Annotated in this window: 12 protein-coding genes; 4 read left to right on the top strand and 8 right to left on the bottom strand. The window is 69.3% G+C overall.

The window, feature by feature from the left end:
- The first annotated feature begins 441 nt into the window (after positions 1-441).
- From OSB52_RS09780 to OSB52_RS09770, 3 genes are all read left to right on the top strand, one after another.
- On the top strand, positions 442-2,103 hold the full coding sequence (locus OSB52_RS09780) for an ATP-binding cassette domain-containing protein (RefSeq protein ID WP_266061511.1): 1,662 nt from the start codon (positions 442-444) through the stop codon (positions 2,101-2,103).
- Between the two features lie 113 nt (positions 2,104-2,216).
- Positions 2,217-2,993: an ABC transporter permease gene (locus OSB52_RS09775; RefSeq protein WP_235725617.1), complete on the top strand. Its 777-nt coding sequence runs from the start codon at positions 2,217-2,219 to the stop codon at positions 2,991-2,993.
- A complete protein-coding gene (locus OSB52_RS09770; RefSeq protein WP_266061510.1) occupies positions 2,990-3,913 on the top strand; it encodes an ABC transporter permease in 924 nt (307 codons plus the stop codon). Before OSB52_RS09775 ends, OSB52_RS09770 begins: the two co-directional genes overlap by 4 nt.
- Positions 3,914-3,959: 46 nt before the next feature.
- Here OSB52_RS09770 and OSB52_RS09765 read toward each other — a convergent pair whose 3' ends face one another.
- Positions 3,960-4,301 (bottom strand): hypothetical protein, encoded by a 342-nt coding sequence (locus tag OSB52_RS09765; RefSeq protein ID WP_235725575.1) that lies wholly within the window; start codon positions 4,299-4,301, stop codon positions 3,960-3,962.
- Positions 4,302-4,443: 142 nt separating this feature from the next.
- Positions 4,444-4,677 carry an MbtH family protein gene (locus OSB52_RS09760; RefSeq protein ID WP_235725573.1) on the bottom strand — a complete coding sequence of 78 codons (234 nt, stop codon included), beginning with the start codon at positions 4,675-4,677 and terminating at the stop codon, positions 4,444-4,446.
- A 275-nt stretch (positions 4,678-4,952) separates the two neighbouring features.
- Between OSB52_RS09760 and OSB52_RS09755 the strand changes: the two genes are divergently transcribed.
- On the top strand, positions 4,953-5,324 hold the full coding sequence (locus OSB52_RS09755) for a GNAT family N-acetyltransferase (RefSeq protein ID WP_266061509.1): 372 nt from the start codon (positions 4,953-4,955) through the stop codon (positions 5,322-5,324).
- Here OSB52_RS09755 and OSB52_RS09750 read toward each other — a convergent pair.
- From OSB52_RS09750 to OSB52_RS09725, 6 genes are all read right to left on the bottom strand, one after another.
- Entirely contained in the window at positions 5,317-6,438 is a 1,122-nt protein-coding gene (locus tag OSB52_RS09750; RefSeq protein WP_266061508.1) for a DUF8320 family protein, read from the bottom strand. The genes OSB52_RS09755 and OSB52_RS09750 overlap by 8 nt on opposite strands.
- On the bottom strand, positions 6,435-7,712 hold the full coding sequence (locus OSB52_RS09745) for a sensor histidine kinase (RefSeq protein WP_266061507.1): 1,278 nt from the start codon (positions 7,710-7,712) through the stop codon (positions 6,435-6,437). The genes OSB52_RS09750 and OSB52_RS09745 overlap by 4 nt, the downstream gene beginning before the upstream one ends.
- Complete coding sequence (locus OSB52_RS09740; RefSeq protein WP_266061506.1) at positions 7,666-8,742, bottom strand: DUF8320 family protein; 1,077 nt, start codon at positions 8,740-8,742, stop codon at positions 7,666-7,668. The genes OSB52_RS09745 and OSB52_RS09740 overlap by 47 nt, the downstream gene beginning before the upstream one ends.
- Complete coding sequence (locus tag OSB52_RS09735; RefSeq protein WP_235725564.1) at positions 8,729-10,012, bottom strand: sensor histidine kinase; 1,284 nt, start codon at positions 10,010-10,012, stop codon at positions 8,729-8,731. Before OSB52_RS09735 ends, OSB52_RS09740 begins: the two co-directional genes overlap by 14 nt.
- 64 nt (positions 10,013-10,076) lie before the next feature.
- Complete coding sequence (locus OSB52_RS09730; protein WP_266061505.1) at positions 10,077-11,624, bottom strand: alpha-amylase family protein; 1,548 nt, start codon at positions 11,622-11,624, stop codon at positions 10,077-10,079.
- A partial coding sequence (locus OSB52_RS09725) for a cation:proton antiporter (RefSeq protein WP_266061504.1) occupies positions 11,621-13,050 on the bottom strand: 1,430 nt, incomplete at its 5' end. The genes OSB52_RS09725 and OSB52_RS09730, both read right to left, overlap by 4 nt.

The raw sequence follows: 13,050 nt of genomic DNA, 5'->3' as shown, positions 1-13,050 counted from the left end.
CGCCTCTCTCTTCCAGTTCGTCGGCCAGCCTGATCCAGCGACTCATCGGCAAGCCCGGTCGTACGTCGATCGATGTGTCCACCGCAACGACCGTTGTGGGCTGTCTGTTCCGCGGAAACGGTGTTCCCTCGCAACAGTGTGCGTCATTATCCACCCTTCAATTCCTACTTCACCATGATTCGGTTGAATGGATGAGCCCAGACCGAACCACCTGAATTGCCGGTAAACGACAAGCTCACAGATGGATTTCGTATCCGGACGCCAGATCGTTACGCGCGGCCCCGGCGCGTCGTCCAAACGTAGGAACCGTACCTGCCCGAAAGTAATGTTTTGGTATCCCCCGACGACAATGTCGCAGGGCGTGTCGATTGTTTGGGTACCATCGCCCACAGCAACCGGCCGTGTGCTCCGGCAACCGACGTGGCCCGAGAGGAGTAGTCGATGGCCGAGCCGTCCCACAGGTCCACGACCTCGGCGACGCCCCGTTCACCCGTCGATGTCGGTCGGGACGCCGATCTGCTGACCTCTCGTGACCTCGAGATCACTCGTGCATGGACCAACGGCAACGCCGGCGATTCCGATGGCTCGGGCCCGTCGGACCAGGGCGTTGCGCCCGCAGCCCGCCACCGCCGGGCACGGCACGCGAAAGTGACCGGCGACGATTCGCCGACCGTCGCCTTTCCGGCGCTGACCCCGGCCGCCACGCCTGCACCCGAGGCCACCGACAGCCCCCGGCCCACCGTCGATGCCCCTACCGCCGACCCGGCCACCCGGGACGGTTCGATCGCCGACGGTCCGGTGGACCAGGTCGCGCCAGACGTCGCCGATGGATGGCGAATCCTCACCCCGCCGGGTGATACTTCCCACATCGCCGACATGAGCGATCCCGCCGTCAGCGATCCCGCCGTCAGCGACACCGGCCTCCTCGATGAAAACCGCGCCGAGCGCGCCCCGATCGCTGCGCCGTCCGTGCCGGAGCCGGCACGACGGTCCGAGGCCGCGCACCGGGCCGCGTCCCCGTCAGCGACCGAACCCGACACCGCAGCCGAATCCGAGTCCCTCGATCTCACGCCGGCCGCTCCCGCCGCGATCGAGGTGACCGGTCTGCACAAGCGGTTCGGCGCGAACGTGGCCGTCGAATCGGTGAGTTTTTCGGTCGCCAAGGGTTCGATCCTCGCGCTCCTCGGCCCCAACGGGGCAGGCAAGACCACGACCGTCAACATGCTGTGCACACTGCTCAAACCAGATGGCGGTACCGCGACGGTGGCCGGCCATGACGTGGTGTCCGACGCTGCGGGCGTGCGACGCTCGATCATGTTGACCGGGCAGTTCGCTGCACTGGACGAAGCGCTGTCCGGCCGCGACAACCTCATCCTGTTCGGACGGCTGATGGGGCTGTCCAAATCCGCGGCACGCGTCCGCGCCGACGAATTGCTCACATCCTTCGACCTCACCCGAGCCGCCGGCCGCCGGGTCGGTGAGTATTCCGGTGGTATGCGGCGTCGCATCGACATCGCGTGCGGCCTGGTCACCCAGCCCGAGGTTGTCTTCCTCGACGAGCCGACCACCGGTTTGGACCCGCGCAGCCGCCAGGAGGTGTGGAAACTCGTCGAGTCGCTGCGCGACCAGGGCGTCACCACGCTACTGACCACCCAATACCTGGAAGAGGCCGATACGCTCTCCGACCACATCGTGGTGATCGACCGCGGTCGTGTCATCGCATCGGGTACGGCCGACGAGCTCAAGGCCGCTACCGGTGCCTCGCATTACGACGTCACGCCGGCCGACCCGGAGGACCTGCCACGGTTGCGCGATTGCCTCGGTGACCTGCTCACCGATTCCCCCAGCGACCCAACGTCCCCACGTGGCCCAGCGTCCCCTAATGGCGGAGCCGACGGCGAATCGTCGGCCTCGGTCGCGGTGCCCGCACCGGACGGCGCGGACACCCTCGTCGAGATCGTGCAACGCACCACCGGGGCGGGGATCCGGCTCTCGGATGTCGCACTGCGCCGCCCCAGTCTCGACGAGGTCTTCCTCGCGTTGACCGATCCCAGCGCGCCGAGTTCCAACCCGGCTGCCGAACCCGCGGACGATCCGGCGTGACCTCCACCCCAGCCGCTCGGACCGCAGTGCACACCGCGCGGGCGAACACCGCTCGGGTCGACCCGGCCGGAGTCGGGCGTGCGGGTGCGACGGACACCGTCGCGACGCCGACGGTGATCACCCGCCCGCGGACTCACGCCACCGCCCAGTGGTGGGCCCTGACGATCCGCGGGTTGCGCGCGATCTTCCGCAATGGGGAGATCATCTTCGCCTTCGCCGCGCCGGTGCTGCTGGCGATCTGCTTCTACCTGCCACTGCGGTCGATCATGGACGCCGATCCCGACATGGATTACGCCGCGTTCCTGATGCCGATCATCTCGCTGCAATCGGTGAGCTTCGTGGCGTCCTCGGCGGCGATGCGCGCCTCCGTGGACACCACCAAGGGCATCAACACCCGGTTCCGGACGATGCCGATGCCGGTCGCGATCCCGACGCTCGCCCGGTTCGGCACCAACGGGGCTCTGCTGGTGATCTCGGTCATCTGCGCGGCGGTCACCAGCTTGGTGATGGGCTGGCGACCGGCGGGTTCGGTACTCGAGACGGTGGGACTGTTCGCGGTGGTGCTTGCCGTGGGGCTGCTGATCGCCATCCTCGCCGACGCCCTGGGTCTGTTGTCGAACAGCCCCGAGGCGACCAGTCAGGCGCTGTCCCTGCCGATTCTCGTCCTCGGCCTGCTGTCCACCGGCTTCGTCCCCGAGGACCAGTTCCCGGAGTGGATACAGCCGTTCGTCCGCAACCAGCCGATCTCGCAGTTCGCGACGTCGATGCGAGCGCTGAGCGACGGCACGGTCACCCTCGAGATTCTGACTCCCACGATCTGGTGGTGCGTGGGACTCGGGATCGCCGGGGTGTTCCTGACCGGACTTGGCATCCGGAAGGCTGTGCGATGACCGCCGTGCCCGCCCGGACACCCGGTGCCGCGCCCACCCCCGCCGTCGCGCCCCACGCCACCCCGGTGCAGGACCAGACCAGCGCGGTGCAGGACCAGACCGCGTCTGCGCAGAAGGCGCCACCGGTCGCCGCCCCCGGCGAGGGCACGATCCGCGCCTGGTTCACCCAGAGCGGGGTGCTGTCGTGGCGTCAGCTGTCGGTGATGGTGCACGACAAGGCGACATTCCTGCAGTTGGTGCTGGTCCCCATCCTGACCCTGCTGATGTTCAAGGTCGTCCTCGGTGATGCCATCGGCAGCGCGACCGGCCAGGACAGCACCTACGGCACCGTTCCGTTGGTCATCCTGGTGAGCGCGATGTTCGGATCGGTCGCCGCGGGCATCCGACTCAATCAGGAGCGTGGCACCGGTCTGCTGTCGCGGCTGTACGTGCTGCCCATCAACCGCGCGGCCGATCTGACCTCGCGACTGCTCAGCGAGATGTTCCGGATCGTGCTCGTCACGGCGCTACTGATCGTGGTCGGTTCGTTCATCGGGTTCGACATCACCGGCGGGTTCGGTGCCATCGCCGGGATCTTCGGGGTGGCGCTGATGTTTGGCGTCGCCTACGCCACACTGGTCCTGGCACTCGCGGTCAGTGCCGCTCCATCGGCCCCGCTCGTGCCGCTGCTGTCGCTGGTGTCGAGCGTGCTGATGTTCTTCAATTCGGGGTTCTCCCCCATCGACGCCTACCCCGGCTGGCTCCAACCGATCGTGGAGAACCAGCCGATGACGCCCACGATCGAGGTGATGCGTTCGTTGGCGGCCGGCGGTCCGATCGCCGAGAACCTGATCAAGGTGACGATCTGGACCGTCGGGATCATCGCCGTGTGTGTGTACCCTGCCCTGCGCGGCTACCGAAAGGCGGCGACCGCGCGGTGACGCCGGCGCGGTTTCCGACGCCGGGTCGCCCGGCCCACCGATCGCATCAGCCGATGGCGCGAAGACCGCCGAAACCTTCGTCGAGGTCACGCGCCAGCCAATCGAGCACCTGACGCACGGTGTGTACCACCGCCATCGGTTCGCCGAGTCGGCCGATGCGGGGCAGACAGTGCAGGATCGCCGCAGCGATCGTGGAGCCCACCCCGAGCCCGTTGAGGTCGGACACCCGGCCGTAGCGGACCAGTGCACCGGCGAGCTCGCGGTAGGTGGCGGACTCGCCATGCACCCGCACCGCTGTGAGCGTCGGGGTGACTTGAGCCCTGCGCGCGATCTCGTCACTGGTCGCACGCAAACGTGCGGCCTCCCACGGTCCGTATTCGCCGACCATGTCTCACCTGCTTCCGCAGCACCTGAGAACCACCGATTCCAGACCCGACCAGTTCCCTGTTGAGGAAATGATGACAGCTCACGCCCCGAATGTCACCGGGGCACGGTGGATTTCTACTGGTTTGGCTGCCCTTACCGGCGTGTCACTCGGCGGCGCGCTCGGCGCGGTCGGCCTCCATGGCGTCGATCAAGCTCTTCGGACGCAGATCGGTCCAGTTCTTCTCGACATACTCCAGACACGCCGCCCGGCTGTCCTCGCCGAACACCGCGGTCCAGCCTGCCGGGATGTCGGCGAAGGTCGGCCACAGCGAATGCTGGTTCTCGTCGTTCACCAGGACGTAGAAACGCCCGTTCTCGTCGTCGAACGGATTGGTCATCTGCTCTGTCGTTCCTCTCGTGTAGGTAGTGCATCCGTTGCCCTGGGCGCCCGCGGCAGGCGCGCCGCAACGTCCCCGGACCCGGATGGTGCGCATCGAGGTCAGTGGACCCGATGGTACCGGTGACGACAATCGGCCCAGACGCCCGCGTCGCCCCACGCGGGTGCACGTCATCGCCGCGCGCACGTGCCAGCTGTGCGCCTGGCGAGAACTCCGGGCGGCCGACCGGCCGTCTTCGGCCGGTCCTCCCATTGCCAGGCCGTAAGGTCGTCACCATGACGATCGACAAGACCGGGGCCGCGGTCACCGTCACCCACGAGCCTGACGTGCAGCGCTTCGAGATCGCGGTCGCCGACACCGCATCCGAACCGGCCCCGGCGGGATTCACCGCCTACCGCGATCGCGCTGACGGCGACAGTCGGCAACGGGTGTTCTTCCACACCGAGGTGGCCGAGGAGTTCGGAGGCCGCGGACTCGGCACGATCCTGATCCGACACGCCCTCGACCAGACCCGCGCCGAAGGCATCGTCATCGTCGGCGTGTGCCCGATGGTGGCGGCCTATCTCGGCAAACATCCCGAATACGCCGACGCCGCACGCAAGCCCACGCCGGACATCCTGAGGTGGCTCGACGCCGAACTCAGCTGAGGGTTCCCGGAAACACGCACACGGCGCCGTCGAACCGGCACTCGGTACGACTGACCCCGGTGCTGGAGTTCACCACCACCGATGCGATCACCTCGCGTCCCGGCGGGAGCACCCGGGCGGTGATCTGACCGTCGCGAGCTGCTCGGAGCTCGGCGACCAGCAGCCGCCGCAGTCGGCGGGCGGTCTCCGTATCGCCGCGCGCGTCCAGCGCCCCGTCGTCGAGCAGCAGTACCGTCACTCCGCGCCGCCGCGCCTGCCACGCGGCGCTGCGCACCTCCTCGGACTCCCAGGCCCGTGCCCGGATGCCGTCACGCAGTTGTGCCTCGGTCAGCCGGGCGTCGATCACCTCGTCCGGGCCGAAGGCATGCCGGTCGACCATCCGCTGCAGGATCGGGCGGGCACCGCGGTCGAGACGACGTAACTGATCATGACGTTCGGCAGCCCCGGCTCTCGCGGCGGCCTCCGTCTGCGCCTGCGCGATCTCCCGCTCGCGCAGCGCTCGGATGCGGACCTCCATCGGCGGTGCCATCAACACGAACAAGGTGGCCATCACCAGCACCGGGAAACAGAAGAACGTGATCTCGGCGCCGGCCGGATAGCCGAACCCCTGCGCGACACCCCACACCCCGGCGACCACACTGGCGCACACCGCACCCACCCAGGCGAACACCGGGCGCCGATGCAGTGCGAGCATCGTCGCCACCACGGTCAGCGCCGACACCGGTGGCGACGTCTGCAACGTGCGGTAGGTCTCCACCGGAAGACTCCACAACGACAGCGCCAGCGCACCCACCACCAATCCGGTCACCGCCACGGCGACCGGTGCCGGCGTCCGCGCTCCGCGGCCTCCGACGACGAACGCCGCCGCAACGCCGAACGCCGCCAGTCCCGCCGCCGCACCGACCCAGCTCACCCACGACCGGATCTCCCAACCCGCACCTACCGCCACCACCACATAGGTCAAGGCGAATATCCCCAACGACCAGATCACCGCAGCCGAACCGAGGCCGAACAGATCGACTGCGGCGGGATCGGCCGGGTGCTCGTCGTCGTGACCTTCGACGTCTCCCGGTGTCCGGCGACCACCGCGCACCCCGCCATCGCGTTCGGTCATGAGCGGCGCCAACCCACGTGGATGCGGGTACCGTCGCCCGGCGCTGCCGCGACATCGACCGACCCACCGGCCACGGCCTCCATCCGGCCGCGGATGCCGACCGCGACCCCGTATCGCTCATTGCCCAACGCGGTCGGATCGAAGCCGACCCCGTCGTCGCGCACGGTGATCGAGACCGCGTCGCCGGCCAGCTCACCGTCGACGACGCACCGGCTGCCCACCCCGGCGTGTCGTCGCCAGTTGCGCAAGGCCTCGCCCACCGCACCACTGATCGCGGTGAACGCCTCGGCGGGGTACGCAACCGCGTTGTCCACGACCCGTAACTCGACCACCACCCCGTCACCCACCTCGTCGGCGAGGGCCTGCAGTCGGTGCGCGAACAGCGACGCGGGCACCTCGGCACTGTCCCGCTCGTCGCCCAGGTCGAGTTCGGCCAACGCCGATGCCGCCTGGGCGGCGAGGCGCCGATCGGGCTTCCCCACCCCGACCGCCAGCAGCGCGGCGATCACCCGATCGTGGATAACCGCGGCGAATCGGGCACGCTCGGATTCGCGCGCCACCATCGCTGCAGTGGCGGCCGCCGCGGTGATGGTGGCGGCCCGACGGGTGTCCAACGACCGGACGTTGCGCGCGGTCGCGTACGCGACCGCCATGAACACCCCACTGAGCGCCATGGTCAGTGGCGCACTCAACAATTCACGCGGCGTCACCGAACCGTCGAGCCCGATCTGATTGGCCGCATGTACCAGGGTCGTCGCGACGACGAGATGCGTGATCGCCCACCGGGTCCGGCCGATCAGCACCAGCGCGATGGCGGCCACCGACGGGAACTGGATCAGCCAAATGGTGTAGCGGTCGGTGCCGTCGGGTACGCCCCGCCACGCCACGAACCACAGCAGCGTCGACAACACGTAACCCACGGCGCAGGCGCCCACCGGCCAGTCGAGCCTGCCGGGTTCGTCGCGGAACGACATCGCCACGAGTGCGACCGCCGGACCCACCACGAGTACGACGCTGAGTACCGTCCACCACGGGTCGGTGAGGTGCATGGTGCGCACCGCGACCGGCGCCATCAGCAGGCTGAATGCCAGCAGCCCGCAGCCCACGAACCGGGTGCCCACGCGTTCGAGCCGCGCCAGGTCGGAGTCGTCGGCGCGCAGTTGGCCGCGGCCGACCCCGTGGGTGGCGGTCTGCAGTCGAGCGATGCCGTTCACCGCACGGCCGTCCTCATCGGCTTTCGACATCCCCGCCGGTGATCTGTCCGTTGTGGGCACAGTCGTAGCGTCGCACGCCGTCTGCGCGAGCGAGCACGATACTGGCGCGGGTGGGTCGCCCGGGTGGCATCACCCGCGCGGTCACCCGGCCGGTCCGCATCGCTCCGAGTTCGGCCACGAGCAGGTCGTCGAGGCGCGCCTGCACGGCCGGGACGTCGGCCGTGCCGCCGTCGTCAAACAACACCACCGTGACCCCGCGTCGTCGTGCCTGCCACACCGCCGCACGCACCGCGACCGCCTGCCAGGCCGGTGCCCGGATGCCGTCACGCAATCCGGCTTCGACCAGACGCGCATCCCTCACCTCGTTGACGGTGAATGCGTGCTCGGCAGCTACCTGCATGAGCAGGGGTCGCGCCTGCCGGTCGAGCAGCGCCACCTGGCGCTCCCGCTCCTCGGCGGCGGCCGCCGTGGCCGCCGAATCCGACGCGTCCCGGACCGCCCGGGCGCGCAGCGTGCCGATCGTCTCGGCGATGGGCCGCAGCATCACGCCGAACAGTGATGCGAACAGCATCACCGGATAGACCCACGAGGTGAAGACCAGACCGGCGGTGAATCCGAGTCCGCGCGCCGCCGTCCATGTCGCAGCCGACAGACTCATCGCGATGGCACCGACCCATGCCGTGCCGATCCGTCCGCGGACCACCAGCAACGCCAGGGCGACGATGCCCGCGATGGCCGCCGGCAGACACTGGACCGGCGCGAAAGTCGCGGCCGGCACCGACCACCACGCGAGTGCGGTCCCGCCGAGCATCAACCCTGCGGCGACCGCCGCTGCCCGCGCGGGTAGCGGGTCGCCTCGCAGCCGGGTCAGCACGGCCAGGTCGACGGCCAGCAACCCGAAGGCACCGGCGAAGCCGACCCAGCTCCACACCGACGTGATGTTGACGCCGGAGCCGATCGTGACGACCAGGTAGATCACAGCCAGGGCGAGCAGTGCGCGCACCACCAACGGCGAGCGCAGACCGAACAGGTCGGTGGTGTCCTCGATCGCCGGGTCGGCCTCGTCGGCCGCCACGTCAGGCCCGTCCATCGGGCACCGCGATCGCCACCGGCGCGTGTGTGGTCGGTTCGTCGGTCCACCGCAGGATCACCGTGGTGCCGTGTCCAGGCGTGCTGCGTACCTCGGCCGAACCACCGGGAACCGAGGCCATCCGCCGGCGGATACCGATCGCCAACCCCAACCTTTCCGGTCGCACATCCGCCTCGTCGAATCCCCGGCCGTCGTCGACGACGGCGAGGCTGATCGATGCGTCCCCGAGGTCACCTACGACCAGGCAGGAGGCGTCGTCGCCGGCGTGGCGCGCCTGGTTGCGGATGGCCTCGCCCATCGCATCGATCAGGGCCGCAGCGACCTCGGCGGGATAGCGCCGACTCGCGTCGGGGTCGATCGACAGCTCACGGTCCACCTCGACCCCGGTCGATCGGATCGCCAACCGGATGCGCCGCGCGAACTCGTCGGCGTCGAGCGGGCCGGCCGTCGGGTGCTCGCCGCGACGGTCGAGCTCATGGACGGCCGAGGACGCCTGCGCCGCAAGCGCCGACGATGGTCGACCGACGTCGATGGCGAGCAGGATGGCCAGCACCTTGTCATGGATCAGCGTGGCGAACCGGGTGCGTTCGGCGTCCTCGGCGGCCGCCGCCGACGACGCGGCCGCCGCCTCGATCGCCGTTGCTCGGGTCTCGTCGAGGACCTGCGCCGTCCGGACGGTGACCACTGCGACCGCCAGGAACACTGCGGTCAGCGCGATGGTGAGCAGCGAACCCAGGTACAACTCCGGGCGGATCTGACCGTCCAGCCCGAGTTGATTGGCGGTTTGGGTCACCAGCGTCGCGATGACGATGTACGCCAACGCGAGACGCGGGTGGCCACTGAGCCCGAGGAGTAGACCCGGCACCCCGGGGAACTGCACCAACCACACGCTCCAGGTGGTGTCCTCGGATGCGACCGCTCCCGTCCAGGCGCCGAACCACAACAGGGTGGCCAGCAGCAGGCCGGCGCAGCAGGCCGTCGCCAGAACGGTGAGTCCGGTCGGTCGCCGACGGTAGGTGGCGATGATGACGACCATGGCCGGCACCGTCACGAGCAGGACGCTCACCGGTGGCCACCACCGGTCGGTCAACGCGGACTCCGAGGCGATCAGCGGCGTCAGTGCGACCGGGAAGATCAGTAGTCCGGTACCGACGAACCGGGCGCCGAATCGGCGGATGCGAGCCAGATCGGAGTCGTCGGTCGGCCCGATCAGCCGCAAGCGCCAGGCATGCAACCATGCCCTGCGTTTCGGCGTGGAGACGATCGTCATTGCCGCGGCCACCTCGTCGCCCGGTCCTGTGGTTCGGTGACGACCTTGCCACGCTTTGCCGCCGTCACGGCACCCACCCGACATCAGCGCGGTCGGTGTCGGTGTCGATGAGGCGCAGCACCAACCACCCCCATGGCCCCAGCCGCACGTCGACGGCTCCGTCGCCGCAGATGTGCAGCGGTTGGCCGGAGAGCGCGTCGACCAGCCGGGTGCCCGGTGCGGGTTGTCCGGCCGGGTGCGCCTCATCGGGATCGGAATCAGGATCGGACCAGTCCGGCCTGATGCGCCCTGCCGTCGCCGTACCCGCAGTGTTCACCACGATGAGCCACCGTCGTGCGCCCCGTGTCCAGGCGAGCAGAGCGGGTGCAGACCGGGTGTCGCACCACCGTTGCCCGCCCGACCGGAACGCGTCGTCGTCGACGACGCCGAGCAGGGCACGGTAGAACACCGCGCGGTCACCGTCGACCGGTTCGTCAGGGCTGCGACCGAGTTGGACGGGAAGGCGACGTCGGCGGCCGGTGAGCTGCCCGTGGTGGATCAACCGGGCTCCTGGCACGGTGAGGATCACCACCGCGGCCTGCCGGTCGCGTTCGCCGAAGGCCTCCGGAGCGCGCGGCTCGTCGTGGTTCTCGATGAAACGCACGCCTGTGTGGGGATCTCCATCGTCGGCGTTCGGGCGGTGGGCCAGTGTGCCCGGTTCATCTCGCAGTGTGTCGTAGAGCGTTTTGTCGTAACAGTGGTCGAAACCCTGATCGATCAGCGCGCACTCGGTGCCCCAGTAGGCCTCGGCGATGAACACGAACCCCGGGTGTCGGGCGCGCACCGAGGCGATGATGTCGGGCCAGAAGTCGTCGGTGGGCACCGGGCCCGCTCGGTTACCCCAGGTCCACGCGAAGACCTCGTTCATCACCAACATCGCCATGTCGCAGCGCACGCCGTCGCATTGCGTCGCGATCCGGGACAGCTCGGCGTCGGTGGCCGCGCGCAGGTCCGGGTCGAACGCGTTGAGTTGCGCCACATCGGTCCACGCCGGGAAGTACGGGTCGCGGCCGTGTGCGATGACCCGGCCGTCGATCTCGGTGAACGACGCGTCGTCGGCGGCGAGGTCGGCCCGATCCCCGCCGATGAACCAAGTCGGATGCGTGCCGACCCACGGGTGGTCGAGTGCGACGTGATTGGGCACGTAGTCCAGGATCAGCGCCACTCCCCGGTCGGCGAGTGCGCGCCGTGCCGCCACCAACCCGGCGGGCCCGCCGAGATGGTCATCGACGGTGTAGTCGCGCACGGCATACGGTGAGCCGACGACGTCCTGCGACTGCAGGTCCCCTACCGCTTCGGCGAACGACTCCATCAAGGCGCGATCGCCACGCGCGATCCGGGCGCCGGCCGCACTGCGCCGCCACACCCCCATCAGCCAGACGGCGTCGAAGCCGGACTCCGCGATGGCGTCCCAGGTGGCGTCCGGGACGTCGGCGAGCGTGATCGGTTCGCTCGCGCCCGTGCAGCCGATTCGGTCGGACAGCTCGGCGAGCCACACCCAGGTGTTGATCTCGTAGATCAACGGGGACGGCGGGAGCCGACGCGGGCCGATATCGGCTGGTCGATCCGTCATCGACGCCACCGGTGCACACCGCTGGGCCGCAGCCGCACATGTCCTGCGTCGGATGCGTCAGCGCCACCGTCGTGAGGGTATCGGCGGGCCACCGGACCGGCGGTCGCTCCGTGTAGGACCACGCTGGCGAGCACGGTCACCGCGATCGCGGCGACGGCGGGACCGGCGCCGCCGTCGGTGCCGAGTTGTTCGACACCGAGGAGTGCGAACACCACCGATGCCAGGCCGCGCGGACCGAACCAGCCCACGATCAGCACATCGCGGGTCGGCAGACCGCTCCCCCACAGGGACACCGCGACCGGGATCATGCGGAACATGGTGAGGCTCAGCATCGCGTAGCCGGCCATGAGTGCGAGATCGCCCGCCTCCACCACGTGAAAGGCCAGCGGCATCAGAATGGCGCCGAACAGGAACCACACCACCAGCGCGAGGAGTTCGCCACCGAGCTCGGGCAGCACCTCCAGCACGGTGGAGTCCTCGTTGCGACGGCGGCCCAACTCCTGCGTGGAAGGGTCTGCGCTGCTCTCCGCCCGATCGCGGTCGAGCACGTGACCGAACGTCATTCCCGCAACGAATGCAGCGATGAAACCGTTGCCATCGATCGTGACCGCCAGCGCGAACACGCCGACCGCGGTCGCCAGTGCAGCGATCTGCCGGGTCTTGGGCGACGAGAGGTCGCGCAGCGCCGAGACGTTGATCGCCCACGCGGCGATGCCGCCGACCACGGCCCCGGTGGCCACCCCGACCGCCAACTCGATGCCGGCCTGGCCCAGGGTGATGCCCTCGGCACCACCGACGCCGAGCGCCGTCGCCCCCAGTGCGATGGCCAGGGTCACCACCGGCGTCGCGATCCCGTCGTTGAGTCCGCTCTCCACGTTCAGCGACAACCGCAGTCGGCGTGGGATGCGGTCGTCGTCGATCACCTGCACGCTCAGCGCCGCGTCCGTGGGAGCGAGGGCGGCACCGACGAACAACGCCAATCCCCAGCCGAACTCGCCGAAGATGACTTCGGCGCCGAGGGTGCCCAGCGCGATCGTCAGCGGCAGACCCACCAGCAACAGCCGCGCCGGTAGTCGTATCGCCCGGCGCAGTCGGCCCACGTCGACGCGGGAGGCGTCGGTGAACAGCACCAGGCCCAGGGTCAGCTCGGCCAGGATGTGCACGATGGAGGTGTCCACATCGACCGCCAACACACCCCACTCCGGGTTGGCGAGCAGGTACCCGGCGAGCACGAACAGCAGCGGCCCGGTGACGTCGTGGCGGGTCAGCACCCGCGACAGCACCGCCCACAGCAGCAACAGCACACAGATGACGGCAACCGCGGAATCGGTCATCACACACCCGCGGTCCGGCCGATGAGCATGGTCGGGATTATGCCGCACCCCGACGGACTCTGCGGGTCCGCGCGTCACAGCGGTGTCCGAAC

Origin of the sequence: Gordonia aquimaris (assembly GCF_026262595.1) — a bacterium.
Classification (GTDB): domain Bacteria; phylum Actinomycetota; class Actinomycetes; order Mycobacteriales; family Mycobacteriaceae; genus Gordonia; species Gordonia tangerina.
The sequence above is the reverse complement of the archived record's forward strand: the minus strand, read 5'-3'. Positions and strand labels throughout refer to the sequence as shown.